This window comes from Nocardioides sp. Root240 (assembly GCF_001428825.1).
Lineage (GTDB): Bacteria > Actinomycetota > Actinomycetes > Propionibacteriales > Nocardioidaceae > Nocardioides.
The window spans coordinates 71,105-97,164 of the sequence record NZ_LMIT01000013.1; the positions used below are offsets into that span (position 1 = coordinate 71,105).

Here is a 26,060-nt window from a genome sequence, read left to right on the forward strand (position 1 = left end):
GTTGACCCGCCACGCGCACCGAGCCAAGACACATCTCGGCTACGAGGTCCACCAGCTCGGACCCGACCGCTGGATCTGGCGCACCCCCNAGCGAGGGCACGAGCACGATCGCCCCGGCCGAGTACTCGTTCCTGCGCTGCTTCCGGATCGAGCTCGCCCTCGCCGCCTGACGGTTCGTCGCAAATCGGTTGCCGCCGGGCGCTCCGGTCCTCCACCATCGAGCTGTCGTCCGCGATCGCGCGGACGCCCGTCGAGAGGAGCGCGACATGTCCATGACTGTCATCGGCCTGCCCGCAGACCGTTTCCTCTCGACCCACAGGAGCACCTGTCTTGTTCCAGGAGAACCTCTCCCCTGACATCGATCCACGCTTCGTCTTCGACTACCAGTCCTACGACGAGCTCGAGCCCGGCCAACGGTGGTCGACCTGGCTCTCTGTCGAACCGCTGTCCCGCGGCCCCGAGCCCCGCCCCGACTGGGTGGTCACCTCACAGGGCGCGATCGACACCGACCTCGGCATCCTGAAGACCGGCAAGGAGGCCGACGTCTTCCTGCTCGACCGCACCGACCCGCACGACCCGGCCCAGTCCGTGGTGATGGCGGCGAAGCGGTACCGCGCGCCCGACCACCGGACCTTCCACCGGTCGGCGAGCTACACCGAGGGACGCAGCATGAAGCGCTCCCGCGACGAGCGCGCCATCAAGCGCAAGAGCACCTTCGGCCGCGAGGTCGCCGCGGGCGAGTGGGCGATCTCCGAGTGGAGCGCGCTCAACCGCTGCTGGGAGCTGGGGCTGCCGGTCCCCTACCCGGTGCAGGTCGACGGCACCGAGATCCTGATGGAGTGGATCTCGGTCGACGGCGAGACCGCGCCCCGCCTGGCCCAGACCCGGCCCGACCCCGCGCTGCTGGCGTCGTACTTCGACCAGCTGCGCGACGCGATGGCCGTCCTCGTCCAGGCGGGACTCGTGCACGGCGACCTGTCGCCGTACAACATCCTCGCCGCCGGCGACCGCCTCGTGGTGATCGACCTGCCCCAGCTGGTCGACCTGGTCGGCAACGCCCAGGGCTTCGACTTCCTGCTGCGCGACTGCACGAACGTGTGCTCGTGGTTCGTGCGACGGGGGCTCGAGGTGGACCCGCAGGAGCTGTTCGGCGACCTGATGGCGCACGCGTTCTGAGCGCCGTTCAGCGCAGGAACTCCGCGACCATGTCGTGGTAGCCCGGCGGCTCCAGCAGGAACGAGTCGTGGCCCCACGGGGAGCTGATCTCCGTGTGGGCCACGGCCACCCCGCGCGCGGCCAGCTCGTCGCGGATGCGCAGCGAGTGGGTCGTCGGGAAGCGCCAGTCGGAGTCGAAGGACAGCAGCCGGAACCGGGTCGACGGTACGACGCCCGGGTGGCTCCCGAACGGGTCGAAGTAGTCCATCGGCCGGGTCAGGTGGAGGTAGGACAACGCGTCGAAGCGGCGCAGGAAGGACTCCCCCTGGTGCTGCAGGTAGTCCTCGACCTCGAAGTCGGCGTCGAGCCGCTTGGCCAGCCCCGACGTGGCGCGCCGGTGGCCGAACTTCGCCTCGAGCGAGGAGCCCGAGACGTAGGTGATGTGGGCCATCATCCGGGCGACCTTGAGGCCGTGGCGCGGGGTGACGCCGTGCTCGGCGTACCGGCCTGCGTGGAAGTCGGGGTCCTCGAGGATCGCCGCGCGGGCGACGGAGGAGAACGCGATGTTCTCGGTGGTCAGGCGTGAGCTGGCGGCGACGAGGACCGCGCGGTCGATCCGGTCCGGCTCCTGCAGCGCCCACTCCAGGACCTGCATGCCGCCGAGGGACCCGCCGACGGCGGCGTGCAGCCGGTCGATGCCGAGGTGGTCGAGCAGGCCGCGGTGGGCGGCGACCAGGTCGGCCATGTCGAGCAGCGGGAAGTCGGGGCCGTACGCGCGGCCGGTGGCCGGGTCGATCGACTGCGGACCGGTGGTGCCCGAGCAACCGCCGAGCAGGTTCGCGGAGACGACGAAGAGGCGCTGGGTGTCCAGCGCCTTGCCGGGACCGATCAGGTTGTCCCACCAGCCCGGCCGTCGGGCGCCCTCGTGCCAGCCGGCGGCGTGCGCGTCGCCGGTGAGTGCGTGGCAGACGACGACGGCGTTGTCGCGCGCGGCGTTCAGCTCGCCGTAGGTCTCGTAGGCGACCTCGACGTGCGCCAGCTCGGCGCCGGAGGCGAGCACCAGCGGGCCGCGCTGCGTGAGCACGGCCCGCTGGGTCGCGACGACCCCGACGGAGTCAGTCACTGGCGACGGTCACTTCGCGGCGATCAGGGCCTGCTCGAGGTCGGCGAGGATGTCGTCGATGTTCTCGATGCCGACCGAGAGCCGGACCAGGTCCTCGGGCACACCGGCCGCCTCGAGCTCCTCGGGCGTGAGCTGCGAGTGGGTGGTGCTGGCGTTGTGGACCGCGAGGGACTTGGCGTCGCCGATGTTCACGAGGTGGCTGAACAGCTCCAGCGACTCGATGAAGCGCTTGCCGCCGTCGCGGCCACTCGTGAGGCCGAAGGAGACCAGGCCGCCGTACCCCTTGCCGGTGAAGAGCCGGTCCGCGACCGCCTTGGACGGGTCCCCCTCGAGGCCCGGGTAGTTCACCCAGGCGACGGCCTCGTGGGCCTGGAGGTACTTCGCGACGGCGAGCGCGTTCTCGCTGTGCCGCTCCAGGCGCAGGTGCAGCGTCTCCAGGCCCTGCAGGAAGAGGAACGAGTTGAGCGGCGCGATCGCAGCGCCGGTGTTGCGGAGCAGGACCGTGCGGGCGCGGATGATGTAGGCGAGGTTGCCGACGGCCTCCGTCCACACGACACCGTGGTACGCCGAGTCCGGCGTGGTCAGGCCCGGGAACCGCTCGGAGTGGGCGGCCCAGTCGAAGTTGCCGGAGTCGACGATGACGCCGCCGATCGACGTGCCGTGCCCACCGATGTACTTGGTCGCGGAGTGCACCGCGACGTCGGCACCGTGGTCGAAGACCCGCTCCAGGTACGGCGTGGTGACCGTGTTGTCGACCACGAGCGGCAGCCCGGCGGCGTGCGCGGCGTCGGCCCAGGCGCGGGTGTCGACGACATTGATCTTCGGGTTGCCGATGGTCTCGGCGAAGACCAGCTTGGTCCTCTCGTCGACGTGCTTCGCGAGGTCCTCGGGCCGGTTCGGGTCGACGAAGCGGACCTCGATGCCGTACTGCGGCAGCGTGTGCGCGAAGAGGGCGTAGGTGCCGCCGTACAGCGTCGAGATGGCCACGATGTTGTCGCCGGCGTAGGTCAGGTTGAGCACGGCGTAGGTGATCGCGGCCGATCCCGACGCCACGGCGAGGGCCCCGACACCGCCCTCGAGCTGCGCGACGCGCTCCTCGAACGCCGACTGCGTCGGGTTCATGATCCGCGTGTAGATGTTGCCGGGCTCGGCGAGGGCGAACAGGTTCGCTGCGTGCTCGGTGTCGTTGAAGACGTACGACGTGGTCTGGTAGATCGGCACGGCGCGCGCATTGGTCGCGGGGTCGGGCTGCTCCTGACCGGCGTGCACGGCGAGGGTCTCGGGACGGTGGGTCATGAGTTAACTGTAGTGACTTGATCAAGAAACATGTGAACAAGGCGTCCAGCCCTTGAACCGGGTAGCGTCCGGCGGCGTGAGGAGCACCCGCAGCAGGACCGTCGTCGTCGAGGCCCGCACCGACACCGACCGCCAGTGGCAGTCCGGCGCCGCCGAGGCCGCCGCGGCCCACCTCGCCGGCCTCGACGTCACCCGCGACGCGCTTTACTCCCCCGCCGAGCTCTACGACCGTGACGTCTACGCCGACACCTTCGACGCCCGCGCCAACGTGTGGGCGCGGGCGGCCTGCGGCCCGGCCGAGGCCCTCGCCGAGGTGTTGCACGACCAGGCGGTCGACACCGCGCTCGCCACCTGGGTCCGCGACCGGCCGCTCGTCGGCGTGATGGGCGGGCACGCCGCGGACCGCGGGACGGTGGCGTACGCCGACGCCGCCCGGCTCGGCGCGCTGCTCGGCGACCGTCACGTGGTCGCGACCGGCGGCGGTCCGGGCGCGATGGAGGCGGCCAACCTCGGCGGGCGGATGGCGGGCCTGTCGGCAGCGGCACTGGAGGAGGCGCTCGGGTTGGTGGCCGCCGTACCGTCGTTCCGGCCGTCGATCGACGCCTGGGTCGGCGCCGCCCGCGCGGCGCTCGCCCTGTCGCCCGACCCGCGGCCCTCGCTCGGCGTCCCGACCTGGCACTACGGCCACGAGCCGCCGAACCTCTTCGCCACGGCGATCGCCAAGTACTTCCGCAACGCGCTGCGCGAGGCGATCCTGCTGCAGGTCTGCGACGCAGGCATCGTGTTCCTGCCCGGGGCCGGCGGCACGGTGCAGGAGATCTTCCAGGACGCATGCGAGAACTACTACGCGACCGACGCGGCCGTCGCGCCGATGGTGCTGGTCGGGCGCACCTACTGGACCCGGACGCTGCCGGCCTGGCCGCTGCTGCAGGCCCTCGCGCAGGGCCGGGCGATGGAGGGCCACGTGCACCTCGTCGACACGGTCGACGAGGCGGCCGCCCTGTTCAGCTGATCACGCCGCCCGGTACGACGGCCGCTCGGACGCCTGCGGCCCGATGACCGCGCGGTAGTGCTCCAGCAGCTGCTCGTTGATCGCGAACCACGACCGCTCCTGGACCGCCCGCAGCGCGGTGGCGCCCATGGCGGCCCGGAGCTCGGGGTCGGACGCGAGCCGGTCGACCGCGGCAGCCAGGTCCCGGCCGTCGCTGGGCCGGTAGAGCAGGCCGGTCGCACCGTGGGCGACGACGTCGATCGGTCCGCCCGCGGCGGGGGCGACCACCGGCACGCCGGAGGCCAGCGCCTCCTGGGCGGACTGGCAGAAGGTCTCGTAGCGGCCGGTGTGCACGAAGACGTCGAGCGAGGCGTAGGCGCGGCTCAGGTCGTCACCGTGCAGCAGGCCGAGGAAGCTCGCGCGGTCGCCGAGCAGGTTCCGCAGTCGGGGCTCGTCCGGACCGCCACCCACCACGACGAGTGCGTAGCGCGGGTCGTCGGCGAGGTGGGTGAGTAGGTCGAGCTCCTTCTCGGCGGCCACGCGGCCGACGTACCCGATGACGAGGCGGCCGTCGGGCGCGAGCCGGCGGCGCAGCGCCTCGTCGCGGTGGCGCGGGTGGAAGGCCACGAGGTCGACGCCACGCCCCCAGCGGTGCACGTCGGGGACGCCGAGCTGCTCGAGCTGGTCGATGCTGGCGGTCGACGGGGCGAGCGTGCGGTCCACCTGGAGGTGGATGCGGCGGGTCAGGCCGGCCATCGCCCGGGCGCCGCCCGGCAGGTCGTAGCGCTCGGCGAAGCCGACCAGGTCCGTCTGGTAGATCGCGACCGTCGGGATGCCGAGCTCGTGGGCGGCGCGTGCGGCCTGGTAGCCGAGGGTCGCCGGCGAGGCGATGTGGACCACGTCGGGGCGGTACTGCGTCATCAGGTGGCGCAGCCGGCGACGGGTCTCCAGGCCCAGGCGGAAGTCGGGGTAGAACGGCAGGTTCGCGCCGCGGGCCCGGTGCACGCGGAAGCCGGCGTACGTCTCGGGGCCGGTCGGGGCGACCAGCTGGGCGTGGTGCCCCTCGGCCGACAGGTGCTCGAGCACACGGCGTACCGAGTTGGTGACACCGTTGATCTGCGGCAGGAACGACTCGGCGACGACGAGGACCCGGAGCTTGTTCATGGGGCTGACGCTAAGGACGTCGCGTCAACACCTCGTCACCTGGTCGCGAGTGTCCGGCGACCGACAGGTGAACGGCGAGGGTCCCTGAAATCTGAACGTGACTCAGGTCATAAACCCGTCGTTGAGTCCGCGTGGAGATCTCTCGCCGTGACCTGATCCGCAAGACCATCGCTGCCGGCGGGCTCGCCGCTGCCGCCACCACGATGCCCGGCATCCTCCGGTCCTCCGCCCACGCGGACCCGGCACCGGTGTCGCTGCCCCCGACCTACGCCCCCGGTACGCCGGGCTTCGGCGGCTACCGACCCGTGATCGCGGTCGCCGCCGAGGACCACACCGTCCGCGCCGGGCTCGGCGTCCCTGCGAACGCCGGCCGCGCCCGCCAGGGCCTGCTCGCCTTCGTCCAGCTCAGCGACGTGCACGTCGTCGACGCCCAGTCCCCGATGCGCCTGGAGTGGACCGACCGTCTCGACGACCCGAGCCCGCTGCCCGCCACCGGGTTGTTCTCGTCGTCGTACCGTCCGCACGAGATGCTCACCGGACAGGTCGCCGACTCGATGGTGCGCGCGATCAACCAGATCGCCGCCGGCCCCGTCACCGGCAAGCCGCTGGCGCTGGCGATCCAGACGGGCGACAACTCCGACAACTCGCAGCTCAACGAGGTCCGCTGGAACATCGGGGTGCTCAACGGCGGCCAGGTGCGCGTCGACTCCGGCAACCTGACGCGGTGGGAGGGCGTCGCCGACAGCACGGCGGCGACCTACGACACGGCGTACTGGCACCCGCACGGCAACCCGGCCGGCAAGCCGGTGGACCGGCCGCGCGCGGAGTACGGCTTCCCCGTCGTACCGGGGCTGCTGGACGCGGCCCGCCGGCCGTTCACCGCCGAGGGCCTGAACATGCCGTGGTACTCGGTGTTCGGCAACCACGACGGACTCGTGCAGGGCAACTTCCCCACCAGCACGCTGCAGCTCAACCTGCTCGCACTCGGTGCGCTCAAGATCGTCTCGCCGCCGCTCGGCCTCAACCCGGCCCAGCTGCTCGACGACCTCATGACCGACCCGGCCGACCTGCTGACCAACCTGCTCGGCGGCGCGCTCAACACCGTGGTCCGCGCCGTGACGCCCGACCTCAACCGCCGCCTGCTGACGCGCAAGCAGGTCGTCGAGCAGCACTTCACGATGGGCGGCCTGCCGTTCGGCCACGGCTTCACCGCCACCAACCGCCAGCAGGGCACGGCGTACTACAGCTTCGACCGGGGCGCCTTCCGTTTCATCGTCATGGACACGGTCAACCCGAACGGGTACGCCGACGGCTCGCTCGACAAGACGCAGTTCGCCTGGCTGACGGCGCTCCTCGAGCAGTCGGCCGACAAGGTCGTGATGGTGTTCAGCCACCACACCTCCGACACCATGGGCAACCCGCTCGTCGCGACCGGCGGCAGCATCGAACCGCGCGTCACCGGCGGCACCGTCCTCGACGCCCTGCTCGCCACGCCCAACGTGGTCGCGTGGATCAACGGCCACACCCACCGCAACAAGATCACCCCGCGCCCGCGCCCCGCCGGCGGTGGCCTGTGGGAGATCACCACGGCCTCGCACATCGACTGGCCGCAGCAGGCCCGGATCATCGAGGTCGCCGACAACCACGACGGCACCCTGTCGATCTTCACCACGATGGTCGACCACGCCGGTCCGGCCTCCTCCGGCGCGGGCACCGCCAACGCCCAGGAGCTCGCCGGTCTCGCCCGCGAGCTGTCGGCCAACGACTGGCACCACCACCTCGACGGCTCGGGCGCGCCCGAGGACCGCAACGTGGAGCTCCTGGTCACGAACCCGCTCAGCTGATGGGGAGCAGCCAGGACCGCTCCTGACCGAAGCCCGCGAAGCCGGCCCGGCGCAGGATCGGGCCGGACGTCTGCACGCGTCCCTTGACGATCGCGAGGTCGGCTCCGTGCTGCCGCGCGTAGGCCAGGCGCGCGGCGAGGACCGCGCGGTAGATCCCCCGCCCGCGCGCCTCGGGGACGACCACCCCTCCCCAGAGCCGGGCGTCGGCGCCGGCCATGGTGAGCCCGCCGGAGCCGACAGCCCGGCCGTGCTCGTCGTACGCGACGACGGCTCCCCCGCCCCCGGTGCGCACCTTGGCCTGCTCGCCGGGGAAGGTCGCCTCGAGCGTGGCCCGGTCGGTCGCCGTACCCCCGAACACCTCGGCGCTCAGCCGGACGGCATCGGCGAAGACCGCCAGGTCGTCGCTCCAGCGCAGCTCGACGTCCGGCGCCGGCAGGTCGTCCTCGTCGCCGAGCGAGCAGGCCAGCACGTCCACCGTCTCGTCCAGCACCGCCCCGCGGGCGACGAGCGCCTGCTCGAGCCCCACCGGCGCATCGAGCCGCACCCACCACGCGACGTCTGCTGACGCCGGTACGGCGGGATCGACCATCGGGCGGGCACGCTCGAGCACCTCGTCGACGACCTGCTCGATGGGCCTGCCGGCGAGGGTGTGGACGACCTGGACCGGGCGCTCGGTCCAGTCGGGGTAGCGGACGAGCAAGTACTCGTCAGCCTCGGCGCGGGGCGCACCGGCGGGCACGAACGCCCAGGCGGCGCTCGCGGCCAGCACCCGGTCCCGAGGTGGTGGGGTCATGCCCCAGGTCACTCCGAGGCGGCCAGCTGCCCGCAGGCCGCGTCGATCTCGCTTCCCCGCGTGTCCCGCAGCGTCGTCGCGATGCCACGGCCGTTGAGGATCCGGACGAACTCGTCCATGTCCTCCTCGCGCGAGCGCGTGAACTGCGAGCCGGGGATGTCGTTGAGCGGGATCGGGTTGATGTGGACCCAGCCGGTGCCGCGACCCTCCGCCGACAGGACGTCGGCGAGCAGGTCGGCCCGCCAGGCCTGGTCGTTGATGTCGCGCATCAGGGCGTACTCGATCGAGACGCGGCGGCCGGTCTTCGAGAAGTACTCGTGGGCGGCGTCGACGGTCTCGGCGACGGAGAAGCGGGTGTTGATCGGGACCAGGTCGTTGCGCAGCTCGTCGTCGGGCGCGTGGAGCGACAGCGCGAGGGTCACCGGGATGCCCTCGTCGGCGAGCTGGCGGATCCGTGGGACCAGGCCGACGGTGGAGACGGTGACGTGGCGGGCGGAGAGGCCGAGGCCCGAGGGGGCCTCCTCGGTGAGCCGTCGCACGGCGCCGAGGGTCGCCTTGTAGTTGGCGAGCGGCTCGCCCATGCCCATGAACACGACGTTGGACAGGCGGCCGGGACCGCCGGCGACCTCGCCGGAGGCCATGGCACGGGCGCCGACGACGACCTGGTGCACGATCTCGGCGGTCGACATGTTGCGGGTCAGGCCGCCCTGGCCGGTCGCGCAGAACGGGCAGGCCATGCCGCAGCCGGCCTGGCTGGAGATGCAGATGGTGGCGCGGTCCTTGTAGCGCATCAGCACCGACTCGACGAGCGAGCCGTCGAAGAGCTTCCACAGCGTCTTGACCGTCTTGCCCTTGTCGGCGCTCTGCTGCCGGATCGGGTCCATCAGGTCGGGCAGCAGCGCGCCCACCAGCTCGGCGCGCTGCGCGGCCGGCAGGTCGGTCATCTCGGCGGGGTCGTGGACCAGCCGGCCGAAGTAGTGGGTGGACAGCTGCTTGGCGCGGAAGCCCGGCAGGCCCATCTCGACCAGCAGGTCCTTGCGCTCGTCCGAGGTCAGGTCGGCCAGGTGCCGGGGAGGCTTCTTGCGTCCACGCGGCTCGGCGAAGACGAGGGGAAGCGACTTCGGGGCGGTCGCGGGCTGCTCGGACATCACCGTCGATTGTCCCACCGTCGGCGTACGGCGCCCAATCCCGCGAGGTCAGCCTCGGTGGGCGGGGCTCAGGCGTCCTTCTTCAGCAGGAAGAACAGCACCGCGGCCGCGACACCGCCGACCACCACGATGGTCGCGACCATGCCGAGCAGCATGTAGCGCGCGAACCGGCGGGTGCGGCGCGGCACCAGCATCGCGATGGGTACGACGAGCAGCAGGAGCACGAACGGGAAGAGCTCCTCGGCGCGGTCGTAGCCGGCGAGGCCCTTGATGACGGCGGCGTACACGCCGGGCACGACGATGATGGAGACCATGCCGGTGAAGAAGCCGGCGAGCGGGAAGAAGACCGGGTGCCCGCGGTGGAACCAGTCGGGCCGCCGCGACCGCTCGGTCCCGTCGTCCGTCTCGTCCGCCGTGGGGCGGCCCTCGATTCGCTGGTTCATGTCCGGGCGATCGTAGCCAACCCGTGCGCAGCGCGTCGTGCTGGCCGCCACCCGGGCCGACCTGTGACAGTAGTCGGGTGACCGACCAGCACCCCGCGTTGACCTACAGCAGCTACCTCGCCCTCGACGACGTCCTCGCCGCCCAGCACCCCCGCTCGGACGAGCACGACGAGCTGCTCTTCATCGTCATCCACCAGGTCTACGAGCTCTGGTTCAAGCAGATGCTGCACGAGCTCACCGGCCTGCAGCAGCGCCTCGAGGACGGCGACACCGCGCGCTCACTGCACACGCTGGGCCGCGTGCTGGCGATCCTCAAGGTGGCCGTCGCGCAGGTCGACGTCCTGGAGACGATGACGCCGCGCCAGTTCACCAGCTTCCGCGGCCGGCTCGACGCGTCGAGCGGCTTCCAGTCCGAGCAGTTCCGCGAGCTCGAGGCGACCCTGGGCCGCCGTGACCGCCGCGTCTTCGAGCACTACCCCGAGGGCAGTCCCGGCCGCGGGCGGATCGCGGCCGCGATGTCGCGCCCCTCCGTCTTCGACTCCTTCCTGCGCTACCTGGACCAGCTGGGCTACGACGTCCCGCCGGCCGCCCTCGAGCGGGACCTCACGACCCCGTGGGAGCCCTCCCCCGACGTCCAGCGCCTCCTCCTCGCCGCGTACGCCGACGACGGCGGTGCCGCGCAGGTGGCCGAACGGCTGGTCGACCTCGACGAGGGCCTCCAGGAGTGGCGCTACCGGCACGTGAAGATGGTCGAGCGGACCATCGGCGCGAAGATGGGCACCGGCGGCTCCTCCGGGGCGCAGTACCTGTGGAGCACGGTCACCCACCAGCTCTTCCCTGACCTGTGGGCGATCCGGAGCGAGATGTGAGCCTGGCCACTCACTACACGCACTTCCGCGTCGCCGAGCGGCTGCTCCTCACCGGCCACGCCCACCAGGCCTGGCCGGACGTCGCCCGCGACGCGGTGCTCGAGGCCTACGACGACGCCGCGCTCGCCGTCGACGAGAAGTGGGCCAGGGCCGAGGTCCGCGCGGAACGGCTGCGGACCGGGGTCCGGACGCTGCTCGACGACCCCGGTGCCGAGGTGACGCTCGGGGCCAGCGCGCACGAGCTGCTGGTGCGCTTCCTGTCCGCGCTCCCCCTGCGCGCGCGGCCGCGGCTGGTCACCACCGACGGCGAGTTCCACTCCACCCGGCGTCAGCTCGACCGGCTCGAGGAGGAGGGCGTCGAGGTGGTGCGGGTGCCGACCGCGCCCGCCGAGACACTCGCCGAACGGCTCGCCGGCGCCGTGGACGACCGTACGGCGGCGGTCGTGGTCTCGTCCGTCCTGTTCGAGACCGCGCGCATCGTGCCGGGTCTCGCGGCGGTGGCGCAGGCCTGCGAGCGCTCAGGCACGGAGCTGCTCGTCGACGCCTACCACCAGCTCGGCGTCGTACCGCTCTCGGTGCGGGACGACGGTCTCGCCGAGGCCTGGGTCGTCGGCGGCGGCTACAAGTACCTCCAGCTCGGCGAGGGCTGCTGCTTCCTACGGGTCCCGCCGCACGCGGCCGGGACGCGGCCGGTGGTCACCGGTTGGTTCGCGCACGACGGGGACCGGTTCGCGGGGTCGACGTACGACCCGACGAGCCACTACCGCGCGGCGCGCGTGCTCGACTTCTTCGACGAGCAGGGGCTGACGCCGGCAGTGCTGCGGGAGACCTCCCGACGCCAGCGCGGGATCCTCACCGACGCCTTCGACGCGCTCGACCTGCCCGAGGACGTCGTCACCCGCGACCGGGACACCCCGGCCGAGGAGTTCGGCGGCTTCCTCGCGCTCAGCTCACCGCACGCGGCACGACTCCGGGCGACGCTGGCCGAGCGCGGGGTGCGCGCGGACCACCGCGGGCCGTACTTGCGGCTCGGCCCGGCGCCGTACCTCTCGGACGAGCAGCTGACGACTGCCGTGGCGCTGCTCGGCGAGGTCGGTCAGAAGACGCCGTAGTGCAGCAGCAGCCAGATCGGGGCGATCGTTGCGAGCAGCGAGTCGAGGCGGTCCATCAGGCCGCCGTGGCCCGGGATCACCTGGCTCATGTCCTTGATGCCGAGGTCGCGCTTGATCACCGACTCGCACAGGTCGCCGAGCGTGGCCATCACGACCGCGATCAGGCCCAGCGCGACGCCGATCCACCAGTCGCCCTCGAGCAGGTAGACCACCAGCGCGACACCCGCGCCGACGGTGGCGATCGCCGAGCCGGCGAAGCCCTCCCACGACTTCTTGGGCGAGATCACCGGCGCCATCGGGTGCTTGCCGAAGAGCACGCCCGCGATGTAGCCGCCGATGTCGGAGGCGATCGTCACCAGGATGAAGGTGATGATCCCCTGGACGCCCTTGTCGTCGAGGCCGCCGCCGTTGCGGCCGCCCTCCGCGAGGAGGAGCGCCACGAACGAGCCCAGGAAGGGCAGGTAGACCAGCGAGAACACCGACGCGGTGGCGTTCTTGACGTAGCCGTCGATGCCGCGGCGCAGCAGCCACAGCATGATCACCAGGGCTGCGACCGCGGTGGCGGTGACGAGCGCGGCCGAGCCCCACAGGTAGGCGACGACGACCATCACGACCCCGCCGACCATCAGCGGCTGCTCCGGGAGGTCGATGTCCTTGGCCAGCAGCCCCTTCCGGAGCTCCCAGACGGCCACCACCACGGCGATCGCGACGATCGCCATGAAGGCGGGCTTCCAGATCAGCAGGGACGCGGCGATCGCGCTCAGGAGCACGACGGCGGAGCCGACGGCGGCCTTGAGGTCGCGGCCGGCCCGGCCGTGGTCCTTCTGGGGTACGGACGCGGCAGGTTGTCCAGACGACGGCGTTGTCGACATCGGGTGCGGATGAGTGCTCTGAGGATCAGACCTCGAGCAGCTCCGCTTCCTTGCTCTTGAGGAGCTCGTCGATGGCGTCGGTGTGCTTCTTGGTGAAGCCGTCGAGCCGCTTCTCGGCGCCGGTGACGTCGTCCTTGCCGACCTCGCCGTCCTTCTCGAGCTTCTCGAGGCCCTGCTTGGCCTTCTGGCGGACCTGGCGGACGGCGACCTTGCCGCCCTCGGCCTTCTCCTTGGCGAGCTTGATGAAGCCCTTGCGGCGCTCCTCGGTCAGCTCGGGGAACACGCAACGCAGCACCTGGCCGTCGTCGGACGGGTTGATGCCGAGGTCGGAGTCGCGGATCGCCTTCTCGATGTTGACCTTGGCGCCGGCGTCGAACGGCGAAATGATGATCACCCGCGGCTCGGGCGCGCTGAACGACGCGAGCTGCTGGATCGGGGTCGGGGCGCCGTAGTAGTCGACGAGGATCTTGCTGAACATGCTCGGGTGCGCCCGGCCTGCCCGGATCGCCGCAAACTCCTCACGGGTCGCGTCGACCGACTTGCCCATCTTCTGGTCGGCCTCGTTGAGGATGTCGTTGATCACCGGATCTCCATTCTTGCCTGGTTCGGGGGCGTGCAGCAGGCTTCAGCCTGCGCTGACCCGCGTGCCGATCTTCTCACCCTGCACCACCCGCAGGATGTTGCCCTCGGGCTCCATGCCGAACACGATCATCGGCAGCTTGTTCTCACCGCACAGGGCGAAGGCGGTCTGGTCCATGATGCGCAGGCCCTGGGCGATCGCGTGGTCGTAGGTCAGCTCGTCGTACTTGGTGGCGGTCGGGTCGATCTTGGGGTCGGCGCTGTAGACGCCGTCGACACCGCTCTTGGCGACCAGCACCACGTCGCACTTGCTCTCCAGCGCGCGCTGGACGGCAACCGTGTCGGTCGAGAAGTAGGGCATGCCCATGCCGGCGCCGAAGATCACGACCCGGCCCTTCTCCATGTGGCGGATCGCGCGACGCGGGATGTAGGGCTCGGCGACCTGGCCCATGGTGATCGCGGTCTGCACGCGAGTCTCGACGCCCATCTTCTCGAGGAAGTCCTGCAGCGCCAGGCAGTTCATGACGATGCCGAGCATGCCCATGTAGTCGGCGCGGACGCGGTCCATGCCGCGCTGCTGGAGCTCGGCTCCGCGGAAGAAGTTGCCACCGCCGGTCACGACCGCGATCTGCACACCGGCGTCCACGACGGCTTTCACCTCGCGGGCGATGGCCTGCACGACGTCCGGGTCGACACCGACCTTGCCGCCGCCGAAGACCTCTCCGGAGAGCTTCAGCAGGACTCGCTTGTAACCGGGCACCAGGGTCCTTCCAGTCAGGGGTGGGGAGCGGTCCGAGGCTATCAGTGCTCCCCCGGACTCACCGGATGCGCTGGACCCTGGCGCGGTAGTTGCCGCTGTTGTCGCCGTCGATGTCGGAGTCGCGGGTCTTCGAGATGTGGTCGACCCGCTCCTCGCCGCCCTGGACCGGCTGGGCCTCGATGATCGTCTCGCGCTCGAAGGAGTGCGACTTGTCGTTGTTGCGGTAGTAGCGGTAGATCAGCCAGTAGGTACCGGCGCCGCCCGCGGGCCCGGCCGCGAGCAGCCAGATCGGGGAGTCGTCGCCGGCCTGGGCGATGAGGTCGAGGATCATGCTGTCGCCACCAGGATCGCGCCGGCGACGCCTTCGAGGAAGGTGCCGACCGTGAACGCCGCGAGCAGCAGCTTGGGCTGCGAGACCGGGATGCTGCCCATGGTCTCGCCGGTGCGCGCGTTGACCGCGATGTAGTGCAGCAACCCGTTGCTCTCCTGTCGGTAGGAGTACAGCCAGACCGGCAGGTACATCGACACCCAGCGGGAGCCGCCGACGTCGAGCTGCTCCTGCTCCCAGCGCACCCCGCGGTCGAACCGGCCGAGCGAGGAGTGCACCTGCGAGCGGCCGATCGACAGCAGCTGGTCCTCGAGGACCGGCTTGAGCGCCTCCACGTTGAGGTTGCGCTTCTCGCTCGTGAAGCCGACGAGGTAGCTGGCGTTCCACTTCACGGCGTTCTTGGTGTCGAACGGCAGGATCGTGTTGACGATGTTGTTGGTGTTGCCGCTGCTGAAGTCGGCGCGCTCCGCGGCGCCCTCGACGGTCAGGTCGTCGACGGTGAAGGACACCTGACGGGCGACCTGGTAGACGTCGGCGGCGTAGTAGGTGACCGTGTTGTCGCCCTGCTTCTCGGTCCAGCGGCGGGTCTGCACCTCGCCCTTGCCCCAGTACTGCGACTGCGCGCGGGCGTCGATCACGAGGTACGGCAGGTAGACGCCCAGCACGTTCTCCGGGATGAACTCCTTCTTGAACCGCTTGTGCGCGAACAGCCGCCGCTTCGAGGCGAACGCCCGGATCTTCTCGACCGCCTCGTCCTTGGTCAGGCGGAAGGGCAGCACCGCGTCGGGCACGGCACCGTTGGGGATCTGGGTGTTGACGTTGAGCGTGTGCCGGCACCAGTGGCAGCGCGCGTTGAGCGAGTGGGCCGTGTCGACCACGACCTCCGCCCCGCACGCCTCGCACTTGAAGGTGACCATGTCGGCCGCATCGGCGGCGATGTCCTCGGCGCCGCTGGCGATGATCGTGCCCTCGAGCTGGTCGATGCCCTCGCCGAGGCCGAACTCCTCCTCGACGCGGGCCTCCTGCCACTCGTTGCGGCAGAACAGGCAGATCAGCATGCCCGTGGAGCCGCGGAGCTGGACGTCGGTCGAGCCGCACTTCGGGCAGCGGTTCAGGCCGTCCTTGAGCGACTCGTTGACGGTCTCGATGCTCGGCCCGGCCTCGGGCTCGGCCTTCGCCGCAGCCAGCTCCTCCTCGAGCGACAGCGGCGGGCCGTCGAAGGTGGGCCGCTGCGGCTCCACGGACTCCTGGGACATGTCAGAGACCGAGCGCCTTCGCCTTTGCCGCGTCGTAGTCGGCCTGGGTGATCAGGCCGGCGTCGAGCATCTCCTTGGCGCGCTTGAGGACGGCCATCGGGTCCTCCGCGGCTGCCTCCGCGGGTGCGGCGGGGGGCGCGGTCGCGGCGGGGGCCGCCGGCGCTCCGGCCGGCGGGACGGGCTGCTGCAGGCCGCCCAGGCCCATGCCTCCGGTCGCCATGCCCATGCCGATCAGGCCGCCCGGGCCGGCGTTCTCGCCCGCCGCCTCGATGCCGGCCGCGACCGACGCCTGGAGGTTGGAGTTGCCGCGGGAGCCGGAGAGGGCGTCGGCGCGCTGGACGTTCTTGAGCAGCTCGCGGGTGTTGGCGTCGTACTCGATGGAGATGATCGCCGTCTTCACGATCTCGATGCCGCGGTCGGTGCGCCACTGGTAGTTCTGCTCGACGGCGGCCGACAGCGACTGCGCGAAGCCGATGGAGTCCTGCTGCAGCTTGGTGATCCGGTTGCCCTTGGCCGGGTCGTTCGTGTACATCGAGAACGCCGGCGCCAGCGAACCGACGACCTCGTTGAACAGCTGCTCACCGGCCGGGTTGTCGATGTCGGTGAAGTCGAACGACTTGCGGCCGCCGATGACCTCGGCGGGCACGAAGTTGCGGATGAAGGTCAGCGGGTCGGTGATCTTCAGGGTGTAGGTGCCGCGGGTGATCGCGCCGACCTGGGTGTTGAGGAAGGCGTCGTCCCAGTAGATCTCGGACTGCGTGCCGAACTTGTTGTTGGGCAGCTCCTTGAGCGTCACGAAGATCGCGGACTGCTGCGCCGACGGGCGACCGCCGAACTTGAAGCGCTCCCAGCTCTGCTTGATGATCGAGTCGACGAGGCCACCGCCGGTGAAGACCGACTGCGAGGCCGGGTCGTCGGAGTTCCAGATGTAGGCGCCGGGCTCGGCGGCGAACCCCGTGAAGGCCCCGTCCTCGAGCAGCACCAGGCCGTAGCCCTCGGGAACGATGATCTTGGAGCCGTTGGTGATGACGCCCTCGGAGCCCTGGGTGTTGCTGCCGCGACCGGCGTTCTGGCCCTTGGCGACGGCCGGGAAGACGGCGACGGTCGAGCCGATGCCGTCCGGAACGCCGTAGAAGTCGACCCACTGGTCAGCGAGCGTGCCGCCGATGGCGCCGATTGCAGCCTGGATGAGTCCCACTGACGTTCTCCTTTTGCAGACGCGTGCGTCCGCGGTGGGCGCACGTCACCGGTCACTTCTCCGCGGGCCGGGCCCGACAAACCTACACACGGACGACAACGGCCGGCACCACTTTCGTGGTACCGGCCGTGATGCCGTCGAGCGGTGCCTGGATCAGGCGCCGACCTCGAATCGGGCGAAACGCTTGACCGTCGTGCCGGCCTCGTCGAGGACGGCCTTGACCGTCTTCTTCGACTCCGAGACGGACTCCTGCTCGAGGAGCACCAGCTCCTTGAAGAAGCCACCCAGGCGACCCTCGACGATCTTGGCGACGGCAGCCTCCGGCTTGCCCTCCTCGATCGTCTTCTTGGTCAGGACGTCCTTCTCCGCGGCGACGATGTCGGCGGGGACCTCGTCACGGGTGAGGTACTGGGCCTTGAGCGCCGCGACCTGCATGGCGGCGGCGCGCGCAGCGGCCTCGTTGCCGTCGTACTCGACCAGGACGCCGACGGCCGGCGGGAGGTCGGCCGCACGCTTGTGCAGGTAGACCGCGACGGGGCCGTCGAAGTACGCCACGCCACCGAGCTCGATCTTCTCGCCGATGGTGATGGCGAGGTGCTCGACGACCGCACCGACGGTGCTGTCGCCCAGCGGCAGCGCCTTGGCGGCCTCGGTGTCGGTGGCCTTGCCCGCGTCGACCGCCTCGGCGATCTGCTGGGCAGCCTTGATGAACTCCTCGTTCTTGGCGACGAAGTCGGTCTCCGACTTCAGCTCGATGAGCGCGCCACCGGCGTTGGCCACGAGGCCGGCCGACGTCTCGCGCTCGGCGCCACGAGCGGCAGCCTTGGCCGCACCCTTGACGCGGAGCAGCTCGACGGCCTTGTCGAAGTCGCCGTCGGTCTCGTCGAGCGCCTTCTTGCAGTCCATCATCCCGGCGCTGGTCAGCTCACGGAGCTTCTTGACGTCAGCAGCAGTGAATGCCATGAATCCTCTATCGCTCTCTGGAAGAAGTGGTGGGTGTCGCTCAGGCCTCGGCCGGGGCGTCAGCGGCCTCGGCGACGGGCGCCTCAGCAGCAGGCGCCTCGGTGGCCTCGGCAGCGGCGTCGGCGGCCGGCGTCTCGGCGCCCTCGAGCAGCTCGCGCTCCCACTCGGCCAGCGGCTCGGCGGCCGCGGGGGTCGTCGCACCGGCACCCGAGCGGGCCATCAGGCCCTCGGCGGCGGCGTCGGCGATGACGCGGGTGAGGAGGCCGACCGCGCGGATGGCGTCGTCGTTGCCCGGGATCGGGAAGTCGACGTCGTCCGGGTCGCAGTTGGAGTCGAGGATGGCGATGATCGGGATGCGCAGCTTGCGCGCCTCCTCGACGGCCAGGTGCTCCTTGTTGGTGTCGACGATCCACACCGCGGAGGGGGTGCGGGTCATCTCACGGATACCGCCGAGCGACTTGTTCAGCTTGTCGCGCTCGCGGCGCATCTGCAGCAGCTCCTTCTTGGTGCGGCTGCTGCCGGCGACGTCCTCGAAGTCGACCTCGTCGAGCTCCTTGAGGCGGTTGATCCGCTGGTGCACGGTCTGGAAGTTGGTGAGCATGCCGCCGAGCCAACGCTGGTTGACGTAGGGCATGCCGACGCGCGTCGCCTGCTCGGCGATGGCCTCCTGCGCCTGCTTCTTCGTGCCGACGAACATGATCGTGCCGCCCTTGGCCACGGTCTCCTTGACGAAGGCGTAGCTGCGGTCGATGTAGGCCAGCGACTGCTGCAGGTCGATGATGTAGATGCCGTTGCGGTCCGTGAGGATGAACCGCTTCATCTTCGGGTTCCAACGACGGGTCTGGTGTCCGAAGTGGACGCCGCTCTCGAGGAGCTGGCGCATGGTCACGACAGCCATGATGATTTTCTCCTGTTTGGTTTTCAGTTGGTCCTGTCGCCTGCGCGCCGTCCCACCACCCAGCCTTGCGGCTCGGGTGGACCGAGGATCGACGCCCACGGGTGATGCGGCTCCGGAGGGGAGTCGCCGTGGTCTGCGGACGAGCGAATTCCGGTCCAGGGCGGACCGGTACGTCCCAGCGTACGGCGTCCGGCGGCCGCTGGCCCAATTGCGGCCGGGAGCCGTCCACAGACCGCTCACCCCTCCCCTGTCCTCCACAGGCTGGCCCCACGAACGTCCGGTTCGTCGGACCCCGCGCGCACCATCCCTGCATGCGCCCGTCCGCCCCTTCCTTCCGGCTCCTGCTCCTGTTCCTCCTGCTGCTCTGCCTGCTCGCCTGCCCTTCCCCCGCGCAGGCTGAGGGTCCCGGTGCCCACGACCCGGTGGGCGCCTGGCCGCTGCGCCCGCAACCGGAGGTGGTCGCCGGCTTCGACCCGCCCGACGTGACCTGGGGCGCGGGACACCGCGGCGTCGACCTGGCCGGCAGCCCGGGCCAGCCGGTCCTCGCCGCCCTTCCCGGGCAGGTCGTGTTCGCCGGCCGGATCGCCGGGCGCGGGGTGGTCGTGGTCGGCCACGGAGACACCCGGACCACCTACGAGCCCGTCACCGCCAGGGTCGCCGTCGGATCCCCCGTGGCTGCCGGCGCAGTGCTCGGACAGCTCGAGCTCGTGGGCTCGCACTGCTTCCCACGCGCCTGCCTGCACTGGGGGTGGATCCGGGGCGAGACCTACCTCGACCCGCTGCGGCTCGTCGGTGCGGGTCCGGTCCGCCTGCTGCCGCTGTGGGGCGAGCTGCCGGCGCTGTTCAGGCCCTGGGGTGTGCCTGCTGGTAGGCCCGGCGTAGGCGGTCCGTGGTGACGTGGGTGTACCGCTGCGTCGTCGCCAGCGACGCGTGGCCGAGCAGCTCCTGCACCGAGCGCAGGTCGGCACCGCCCTCGAGGAGGTGGGTCGCGGCCGTGTGGCGCAGGCCGTGCGGGCCGAGGTCGGGGGCGCCGGGGACGTCGGCCAGCCGCCGGTGGACCAGGGTGCGGACGGCGCGCTGGTCGATCCGACCACCGCGCGCGCCGAGGAACAGGGCGCCGCCCGAGCCGGGCCGGGCGAGCTGGGGGCGGCCGCCGACCGTCCACCGGTCGAGGGCCACCGCGGCGGGAGCGCCGAACGGGATGGTCCGCTCCTTGCGGCCCTTGCCGAAGACCCGGACGACGTTGCGGTCGCGGTCGAGGTCGTCGACGTCGAGCGCGCAGAGCTCGCCGACGCGCATCCCGGTGGCGTAGAGCAGCTCGAGCATCGCCACGTCGCGCAACCCGACGGGACTGCCGTCGTCGGCGAGCTCGGTCGCGGCCGCGATCAGGTCGCGCGCCTCGTCGACACGCAGGACGTCGGGCAGGGTGCGGTGCGGCTTCGGCGAGCCGAGCGAGGAACCGACGTCCGCCCGCGCCCGGCCGGTCCGCGCCAACCATCCGGTGAACACGCGCGCCGCGGTGGCCCGTCGGGCGAGGGTGGTGCGGGACAGGCCGGAGCTCTGCTGACGCGCCAGCCAGCTGCGGAGGGTGCGCAGGTCGAGCTCGTCGACGCCCTCGAGCCCGTAGCGCGCGGCGTGGTCGAGCAGGCCGCCGATGTCGGCGAGGTAGGCCTTCACCGTGTGCGGGGCGAGGTCACGCTCGGCGACGAGGTGGCGCTCGTAGGCGCCGAGCACGCCCATCGCCCACTCGGGCAGCACGGGGGGCTGCGCGTCCGGAACCTCCGCAGCAGCACCCACGCGCTCATCGTAGGTCCGCCGGCCGCGCTCACCCGCGGCCCTCGGCGGTGAGTCGCCAACCGGTCGGGAGCCGCTCGACGAGGTCGGCCTCGGCCATACCGGAGAGAAGGCGGCGTACGTCCTCGACGCCGAGTCCGGCGACCCGGGCGATCGAGTCGGCCGGGACCGGCGTCGCGACCGGGACCGCGTCGAGGACCTGGCGCGCCCGGACGGACAGCCGGTCGCGGGGCCGGTCGGGTGCACGCGGCTCGGGCGCGAGGTCCTGGCCCGCGACGCCGACCAGCTCGAGCACCTCCGCCGCCGAGGTGACCAGGGTCGCCGAGCCCCGGCGGATCAGCTGGTGGGTGCCCTCGGAGGCGGCGCTGCTGACCAGTCCGGGCGTGGCCATCACGACCCGGTTGAGGCGTTCGGCCCAGCTCGCCGTGTTGAGGGCTCCACTGCGGATGGCCGCCTCGACGACGAGCGTGCCGCGACTCAGGCCAGCGATGAGGCGGTTGCGGGCGAGGAAGCGGATTCGGAACGGAGCCGAGCCGGGCGGCGCCTCCGAGATGACCGCGTGGCGCTCGGCAAGGTGCGCGAGGAGCTGTCGGTGCGCCACCGGGTACGCCCGATCGACGCCGCACGCGATCACCGCCACCGTCGGGGCGTCGGCGCTCAGCGCCCCGCGATGGGCTGCGTAGTCGATGCCGAAGGCCGCACCGCTGATCACCGGACGTCCCGCCGCGCCGATGGACGCCGACAGGTCGGACCCGATCTGGTCGCCGTCGGTGGTCGAGGAGCGTGCGCCGACCACCGCCACGGACTCGCCCACCGTGTCCAGGCGCAACGGGCCCCTCGCCCAGAGGCCGACAGGGACGCCGCCTCGTTCGTGCAGCACCCCGGCTCGCGCGAGGTCGTCGAGCTGACGGGGCCACTCGTCGTCGCCCGGAACGACGAAGCGGATGCCCCGGCTGGCCGACCGCTCGAGGACGCGCTCGGCATCGGTCTCGGCCAGCCGGGCCGCTGCGGCGCCGAACTCGGGACGCGCTTCAGGCTGGTGGCGCAGCACGTCGAGGAACTGCTGCGGTCCGAGCTCCCGGGTCAGGCCGAGAGCGCGCCAGTCGCCCGGCTCGATCGCCAGGCTGATGGCCGCGCGCGCGATCCGGTCCTCGTCGGCGCGGTTCCCGGTGCTCATGCCACGCCCTCGGCGGGCCGGACCGTCGCGACGTCGAGCGGCCGCCCCGTTCGCAGCCGCAGCGCGACGGCGACCTCGGCCTCCCCGGGGTCGATGTCACGACCACTGCGGACGGACTGGAGGTCGGCGACCGTCCAGGCCAGCCGTTGGACCCGGACGGCTCCGCGGGCGCTCAGCCGGCCGCCGAAGGTCTCGGCATCGATGAGCGCCTTGCCGTCGGGGTGGACCGGCCAGGTGTCCTTGAGGCGCGGGCTCGGGATCTGCGAGTTGAGGCGCCAGTCCCTGCCCTCGAACCGGCTCAGCTGTCGGCGGCGTGCCTCCGCGACCCGTGCCTGCACCTCGCTCGAGCCCTCCACGGGCCGGAAGGGGTCCTGGGCAGCGGGCGAGGCCGACCTGACGTGCCGCACGATGTCGATGCGGTCGGCGATGGGGCCCGACATGCGCGCCTGGTAGCGCCGCCGGACGGTCTCCGGGCAGGTGCACCTGTTGCTGCGGGCAGCGGCGGTCCAGTTGCCACAGGGACAGGGGTTGCTGGCGACGACGAGCATCCCGCGGGCGGGCAGGGTCACCGATTCGTCACGGCGCGCGATGGTGATGTCGCCGTTCTCGAGTGGCTGGCGCAGTGCCTCGATGATGTCCGAGCGGAACAGCGGGAACTCGTCGAGGAAGAGCACGCCCGCGTGGGCGCGCGAGATCTCTCCCGGCTGCACGCGCCCCTGCCCTCCGCCGATCACGCTGGCCTTGCTGGCGTCGTGGTGAGGGGCCGCGAACGGAGGCCGGACGATCATGCCCTGGCCCGGGTCGAGCGCGCCGGCGAGCGAGTGCAGCGCGGTCAGCTCGAGCGACTCCTCGGTCGTCAGGTCGGGAAGGATGGTCGGCAGTCGCTCGGCCAGACTGGTCTTGCCGCAGCCCTTCGGTCCCGACAGCAGCAGCGCGTGTCCTCCAGCCGCGGCCACCTCGGCGGCGTACTTCTCGTCGAGCATCCCGCGCAGGTCGGCGAAGTCGAGGTCGTCGAGCCGGCCGGCGCCTCGCCACACGATCAGGTCGGTGCCCGACGCGGACACGACCGGCGGTGCTTCCGGGGGTACCTCACCCGCCACGAGGGCGACCACCTGGGCGAGGGAGCGGGCACCGATGATGTCGAGGCCGGGCACCATCGCTGCCTCGGCAGCCTGTGGCTCGGGGACGACGAGGCGCCGGACCCCTCGGTCGGCGGCGGCCAGAGCCATCGGCAGCACTCCCACTGCAGGTCGCAGGCTGCCGGCGAGCGTCAGCTCGCCGATGAAGGCGGTCCCCGCGAGGCCGGTCCGCGGGACCTGCCCCGTGGCGGCGAGCACGGTCATCGCCATCGCGAGGTCGAAGTGGGTTCCCGACTTCGGCAGGTCGGCCGGCGCCAGGAGGATGGTGGTCCGCATCGAGGACGGCCAGCTGAGGTCGCTGTTGGCGATGGCCATCCTGACGCGGTCGAGCCCCTCGCGCAGCGCCGCTCCGGCGCGACCGACCACGGTGATGCCTGCCTGTCCGGTCGACACATCCGCCTGGACGTCGATCAGGTGGCCGCGGGCCCCGTCGAGCGCGACGCAGTGCGTGGTGGCGAACGGCATCAGTACAACCCCGGGACGTGCTCGATGACCGGCGCTCCGCGCCGTGGACGCAGCACGGCGACGAGGTCGATGCGGATCCCGTCGGGGTGGATTTCGCGCGCAGCTGCCCACCGCTCCCCCAGCCGTTGCAGCCGGGCGAGCTTGGTGGCGGTGATCGCCTCGTGGGGGGTGCCGGCGACATCGCTGGTGCGGGTCTTCACCTCGCACACGACGAGGGTCGCGCCGTCGCGCAGCACGATGTCGATCTCGCCCTCGTCGCAGCGCCAGTTGCGCTCGAGCACCATCATGCCGAGCGCGACGAGGTACCGGGCGGCGCGCTCCTCGCCGTAGGCCCCGATGGCCCGGCGGGCCTGTGCTGTGGTGGTCATGCCGCACAGCGTGCGGGTTCGGCCCGACGCAGGGGCAGTACGACGGACGCCGGCTGGGGAGGACCGCGGTCATCCCCAGCCGGCGCGTCGTCAGGTGGCTCGGAATGGAGCCGGTGGAACGGGTGGGGTCAGCCGACCAGCTTGGGCGCGTCGCACTTCGGCGTACGGAACTTCCTGATGTCCGCACCGCTGAGGTCGGCGCCGAGCGCACCGAGCAGCGGCGTGAGCAGCGCGCTGTCGAGGCTGCTGACCAGCGGGTTGACGAGCCCGGAGACCAAGGTGTTGACGATCGGGCCGAGCACGATGCCGACGGGTAGGCCGATCAGGGCTAGGCCGGACGTGTTGACCGTGAGGACAGGCAGACCGGAGCTCCCGGCGCCGACCTCGCTGAGCTGGTCGTAGTCGCTGTCGTTGGCGATCTCGATCACGGCATCACCGCCCGAGGTGCTCTGGCCCTTGATCGTGATCGGACCTCCGACGACCGGGATCTTGATGCCGAGCACATTGGCGTACACCGTCACCTGAAGCTTGAGGTCGACGCTGAGCAGTCCGTTGCCGACCTGGATCGTGAGACCCGTCGGGCTGCAGCGCACGTCCGTCAGCTGGCCGACCGCTTGGGCGACGTTCACCGACCCGCTCAGCTCGACGTCTGTGCCCGCGAGGAGGAGGTTCAGGTTCAGCGCCCTGGCCGAGAGGTTGATCTTCACCTGGGTCGATTCGGCCTTCGACGAGGTGTCGTTCTTCCGACCACAGGCGAGCTTCGGCGCCTCGATGGCGCTGAGGTTCACCCCGACGTTCGCGAGCGGGCCGAGGTTGACCGACGCCTGCGGGATGACGAGCGCATTGGTGCCCGTCGCAGCGGCCGCCGCGGCGGTGACGAGGTCGAGCAGGTTGAGGTCGGCGTCGAGCCCGTTGGAGCCGGTCGTGCCGAGGTCGATCAGGTCGCCGGCGTTCAGCTTGACGTTGTTGAGACCGACGGACATCGCCTGCAGGACCGACGCGGCCGCCGCCTGCCCGTTCTTGGACAGCACGCTCGCCGTGGCGACGTAGAACTGCCCGAGGCTCACCAGCTGGTTGCCCTGGACGAGCTCCTCGAGCGTGCCGGCACCGAGGTTCACGCCGATCAGGTCGAGCAGGCTGATCTTGGTGGTGGCGAGGCCGTTGTAGTCGATCGCGCTCACGTTGATGTTGCTGCCCAGTGGTCCGAGGAGCGTGCTCAGCAGCGGCGACTTGGCCGTGTTCAGGCGGGCGGCGTAGGAGCCGAGGGCGTAGCAGGCGCCCCCCTCGGACTGCGCGATGGCCGTGCGGTGGGCGTCGCCGGAATCCATCCCTGTCAGGCGTCCGAGCGCGAAGCCGACCGTGGTGTTGGCGCGCACCCGTACCGCGTTCGGGACGGCACTGCCGGAGACGACCGCGAAGTTGCCGTCCTTGAACGTGCCGAGCTGCCACTCCAGGTCCGGCGCGGTGCCGACCGTGTCGGCGTTGCGCTCGAGGCTCTTGGCCATCTCGCTGTCCATGGTGGAGGCGAGGGCAGTGGCACTTCGGCCATCGAGGTTGCGGGACAGGTCGAGCGCGACGACGTCGGCCAGGGCCTGCATGTCGCGACGGGCGGTGCGCTGCATGCCGAGGTCGACGGCGAACGCGGAGATGATGACGAGGAGCAGGGCGATGCCGACGCCCATGAGGACGGCGACGGCACCACGTTCGTCCGCGCGACGATCGCGTCGGCGCGCCATCAGCTGACCCTCGCGACGGCGGTGTACTCCAGCTCGTCCGGGAGGACCATGCCCATCATGGGCACCCCGAGGAGCGGGTGGTCCGCGTAGTCGTAGGTGATCCGCACGCTCGCGCACTTCACCGTGGCGGGCTCGCCGTCGCAGGTGGCGATCGTGACGGCGCAGCTGCCCACCGTGACGCCGTCACGCGTCAGCGAGCTCCCGGAACAGGTGACGCCGTAGCCCTCGAGCGCCTCGTTGACCGCCGCACGGGCGTTCGGGACCTGGTCGGCGTCACGCTGGGCGACCGCTGCGGCGCGGGCGCCCTCGGCGGCTGCCTGGCTGATCGCCTGGCGGAAGCTCAGCATCATGCCGTAGCTGATGATGCCGAAGATCAGGATCATCAGGATCGGCAGGATCAGGGCGAACTCGACGGCTGCAGCCCCTCGCTGACCCTCGTCATGCGCACGTCGCTCTCGCGCGCGCCCCCACAGCACACAACGCCTCATCGGCCGGCCTCCCCGCCCTAGCTCCCATGACGCCTCCCGAGTGGCGATCTCCGCACCATAGTGGTCGTCCTGACAACGAGGGAACGGATCCCGGGTGATTC

General features: G+C 71.3%; 26 protein-coding genes. 6 read left to right on the top strand and 20 right to left on the bottom strand.

Annotated elements, in window-relative coordinates; translation table 11 throughout:
• Nucleotides 1–330 precede the first annotated feature (330 nt).
• Nucleotides 331–1,176, top strand: coding sequence for a serine protein kinase RIO (locus tag ASE20_RS17705; RefSeq protein ID WP_056895909.1), 846 nt, complete (start codon nucleotides 331–333; stop codon nucleotides 1,174–1,176).
• A gap of 7 nt (nucleotides 1,177–1,183) precedes the next feature.
• On the opposite strand, the gene metX is transcribed toward ASE20_RS17705, so the two are convergent.
• Nucleotides 1,184–2,278, bottom strand: a complete 1,095-nt coding sequence (gene metX, locus ASE20_RS17710; protein ID WP_056895910.1) for a homoserine O-acetyltransferase MetX — start codon at nucleotides 2,276–2,278, stop codon at nucleotides 1,184–1,186.
• A 9-nt stretch (nucleotides 2,279–2,287) separates the two neighbouring features.
• The gene (locus ASE20_RS17715; RefSeq protein ID WP_056895911.1) at nucleotides 2,288–3,574 is read right to left on the bottom strand and encodes an O-acetylhomoserine aminocarboxypropyltransferase/cysteine synthase family protein; all 1,287 of its coding nucleotides are present in this window, start codon (nucleotides 3,572–3,574) and stop codon (nucleotides 2,288–2,290) included.
• A gap of 76 nt (nucleotides 3,575–3,650) precedes the next feature.
• On the opposite strand from ASE20_RS17715, the gene ASE20_RS17720 reads away from it, so the two are divergent.
• Nucleotides 3,651–4,586, top strand: coding sequence for an LOG family protein (locus ASE20_RS17720; RefSeq protein WP_157538686.1), 936 nt, complete (start codon nucleotides 3,651–3,653; stop codon nucleotides 4,584–4,586).
• Here ASE20_RS17720 and ASE20_RS17725 read toward each other — a convergent pair whose 3' ends face one another.
• Nucleotides 4,587–5,729: a glycosyltransferase family 4 protein gene (locus ASE20_RS17725; RefSeq protein WP_056895913.1), complete on the bottom strand. Its 1,143-nt coding sequence runs from the start codon at nucleotides 5,727–5,729 to the stop codon at nucleotides 4,587–4,589.
• Between the two features lie 131 nt (nucleotides 5,730–5,860).
• Here ASE20_RS17725 and ASE20_RS17730 point away from each other — a divergent pair, with 131 nt between their 5' ends.
• Complete coding sequence (locus tag ASE20_RS17730; protein WP_056895914.1) at nucleotides 5,861–7,573, top strand: TIGR03767 family metallophosphoesterase; 1,713 nt, start codon at nucleotides 5,861–5,863, stop codon at nucleotides 7,571–7,573.
• On the opposite strand, the gene ASE20_RS17735 is transcribed toward ASE20_RS17730, so the two are convergent.
• From ASE20_RS17735 to ASE20_RS17745, 3 genes are all read right to left on the bottom strand, one after another.
• Entirely contained in the window at nucleotides 7,566–8,366 is an 801-nt protein-coding gene (locus tag ASE20_RS17735; RefSeq protein ID WP_157538687.1) for a GNAT family N-acetyltransferase, read from the bottom strand. The two genes, ASE20_RS17730 and ASE20_RS17735, sit on opposite strands and share 8 nt — an antisense overlap.
• 8 nt (nucleotides 8,367–8,374) lie before the next feature.
• The gene (gene rlmN / locus ASE20_RS17740) at nucleotides 8,375–9,514 is read right to left on the bottom strand and encodes a 23S rRNA (adenine(2503)-C(2))-methyltransferase RlmN (protein ID WP_056895916.1); all 1,140 of its coding nucleotides are present in this window, start codon (nucleotides 9,512–9,514) and stop codon (nucleotides 8,375–8,377) included.
• A gap of 68 nt (nucleotides 9,515–9,582) precedes the next feature.
• Nucleotides 9,583–9,957 carry a hypothetical protein gene (locus tag ASE20_RS17745; protein ID WP_225869232.1) on the bottom strand — a complete coding sequence of 125 codons (375 nt, stop codon included), beginning with the start codon at nucleotides 9,955–9,957 and terminating at the stop codon, nucleotides 9,583–9,585.
• A 77-nt stretch (nucleotides 9,958–10,034) separates the two neighbouring features.
• Between ASE20_RS17745 and ASE20_RS17750 the strand changes: the two genes are divergently transcribed.
• Nucleotides 10,035–10,826, top strand: a complete 792-nt coding sequence (locus ASE20_RS17750; RefSeq protein ID WP_056895917.1) for a tryptophan 2,3-dioxygenase — start codon at nucleotides 10,035–10,037, stop codon at nucleotides 10,824–10,826.
• Nucleotides 10,823–11,938 carry a hypothetical protein gene (locus ASE20_RS17755; protein WP_200952861.1) on the top strand — a complete coding sequence of 372 codons (1,116 nt, stop codon included), beginning with the start codon at nucleotides 10,823–10,825 and terminating at the stop codon, nucleotides 11,936–11,938. Before ASE20_RS17750 ends, ASE20_RS17755 begins: the two co-directional genes overlap by 4 nt.
• On the opposite strand, the gene ASE20_RS17760 is transcribed toward ASE20_RS17755, so the two are convergent.
• The 8 genes from ASE20_RS17760 to rpsB all read right to left on the bottom strand — a co-directional run bounded on the left by ASE20_RS17760 (nucleotide 11,923) and on the right by rpsB (nucleotide 18,792).
• Entirely contained in the window at nucleotides 11,923–12,810 is an 888-nt protein-coding gene (locus ASE20_RS17760) for a phosphatidate cytidylyltransferase (RefSeq protein ID WP_056895919.1), read from the bottom strand. The genes ASE20_RS17755 and ASE20_RS17760 overlap by 16 nt on opposite strands.
• A 25-nt stretch (nucleotides 12,811–12,835) precedes the next feature.
• The gene (frr, locus tag ASE20_RS17765; protein ID WP_200952884.1) at nucleotides 12,836–13,390 is read right to left on the bottom strand and encodes a ribosome recycling factor; all 555 of its coding nucleotides are present in this window, start codon (nucleotides 13,388–13,390) and stop codon (nucleotides 12,836–12,838) included.
• A 45-nt stretch (nucleotides 13,391–13,435) separates the two neighbouring features.
• Nucleotides 13,436–14,149 (bottom strand): UMP kinase, encoded by a 714-nt coding sequence (pyrH, locus tag ASE20_RS17770; protein WP_056895921.1) that lies wholly within the window; start codon nucleotides 14,147–14,149, stop codon nucleotides 13,436–13,438.
• Nucleotides 14,150–14,207: 58 nt separating this feature from the next.
• Nucleotides 14,208–14,480 carry a hypothetical protein gene (locus tag ASE20_RS17775; protein WP_056895922.1) on the bottom strand — a complete coding sequence of 91 codons (273 nt, stop codon included), beginning with the start codon at nucleotides 14,478–14,480 and terminating at the stop codon, nucleotides 14,208–14,210.
• Nucleotides 14,477–15,733 carry a hypothetical protein gene (locus ASE20_RS17780; RefSeq protein WP_056895923.1) on the bottom strand — a complete coding sequence of 419 codons (1,257 nt, stop codon included), beginning with the start codon at nucleotides 15,731–15,733 and terminating at the stop codon, nucleotides 14,477–14,479. Before ASE20_RS17780 ends, ASE20_RS17775 begins: the two co-directional genes overlap by 4 nt.
• 1 nt (nucleotide 15,734) lies before the next feature.
• Entirely contained in the window at nucleotides 15,735–16,931 is a 1,197-nt protein-coding gene (locus tag ASE20_RS17785) for an SPFH domain-containing protein (RefSeq protein WP_056895924.1), read from the bottom strand.
• Between the two features lie 153 nt (nucleotides 16,932–17,084).
• A complete protein-coding gene (tsf, locus tag ASE20_RS17790) occupies nucleotides 17,085–17,894 on the bottom strand; it encodes a translation elongation factor Ts (protein ID WP_056895925.1) in 810 nt (269 codons plus the stop codon).
• Nucleotides 17,895–17,934: 40 nt separating this feature from the next.
• A complete protein-coding gene (rpsB, locus tag ASE20_RS17795; RefSeq protein ID WP_056895926.1) occupies nucleotides 17,935–18,792 on the bottom strand; it encodes a 30S ribosomal protein S2 in 858 nt (285 codons plus the stop codon).
• Nucleotides 18,793–19,103: 311 nt separating this feature from the next.
• Here rpsB and ASE20_RS17800 point away from each other — a divergent pair, with 311 nt between their 5' ends.
• Nucleotides 19,104–19,688 carry a M23 family metallopeptidase gene (locus tag ASE20_RS17800; RefSeq protein WP_082612540.1) on the top strand — a complete coding sequence of 195 codons (585 nt, stop codon included), beginning with the start codon at nucleotides 19,104–19,106 and terminating at the stop codon, nucleotides 19,686–19,688.
• Here ASE20_RS17800 and ASE20_RS17805 read toward each other — a convergent pair.
• From ASE20_RS17805 to ASE20_RS17830, 6 genes are all read right to left on the bottom strand, one after another.
• Nucleotides 19,636–20,532, bottom strand: coding sequence for a tyrosine recombinase XerC (locus ASE20_RS17805; protein ID WP_056896372.1), 897 nt, complete (start codon nucleotides 20,530–20,532; stop codon nucleotides 19,636–19,638). The genes ASE20_RS17800 and ASE20_RS17805 overlap by 53 nt on opposite strands.
• 85 nt (nucleotides 20,533–20,617) lie before the next feature.
• Nucleotides 20,618–21,763 (bottom strand): DNA-processing protein DprA, encoded by a 1,146-nt coding sequence (gene dprA / locus ASE20_RS17810; protein ID WP_056895927.1) that lies wholly within the window; start codon nucleotides 21,761–21,763, stop codon nucleotides 20,618–20,620.
• A complete protein-coding gene (locus ASE20_RS17815; RefSeq protein ID WP_056895928.1) occupies nucleotides 21,760–23,367 on the bottom strand; it encodes a YifB family Mg chelatase-like AAA ATPase in 1,608 nt (535 codons plus the stop codon). The genes dprA and ASE20_RS17815 overlap by 4 nt, the downstream gene beginning before the upstream one ends.
• Nucleotides 23,367–23,735, bottom strand: coding sequence for a YraN family protein (locus tag ASE20_RS17820; RefSeq protein WP_056895929.1), 369 nt, complete (start codon nucleotides 23,733–23,735; stop codon nucleotides 23,367–23,369). The genes ASE20_RS17815 and ASE20_RS17820 overlap by 1 nt, the downstream gene beginning before the upstream one ends.
• A gap of 128 nt (nucleotides 23,736–23,863) precedes the next feature.
• On the bottom strand, nucleotides 23,864–25,471 hold the full coding sequence (locus tag ASE20_RS17825; protein WP_056895930.1) for a pilus assembly protein TadG-related protein: 1,608 nt from the start codon (nucleotides 25,469–25,471) through the stop codon (nucleotides 23,864–23,866).
• Nucleotides 25,471–25,959, bottom strand: a complete 489-nt coding sequence (locus ASE20_RS17830; protein ID WP_082612542.1) for a TadE/TadG family type IV pilus assembly protein — start codon at nucleotides 25,957–25,959, stop codon at nucleotides 25,471–25,473. The genes ASE20_RS17825 and ASE20_RS17830 overlap by 1 nt, the downstream gene beginning before the upstream one ends.
• Nucleotides 25,960–26,060: the final 101 nt, after the last annotated feature.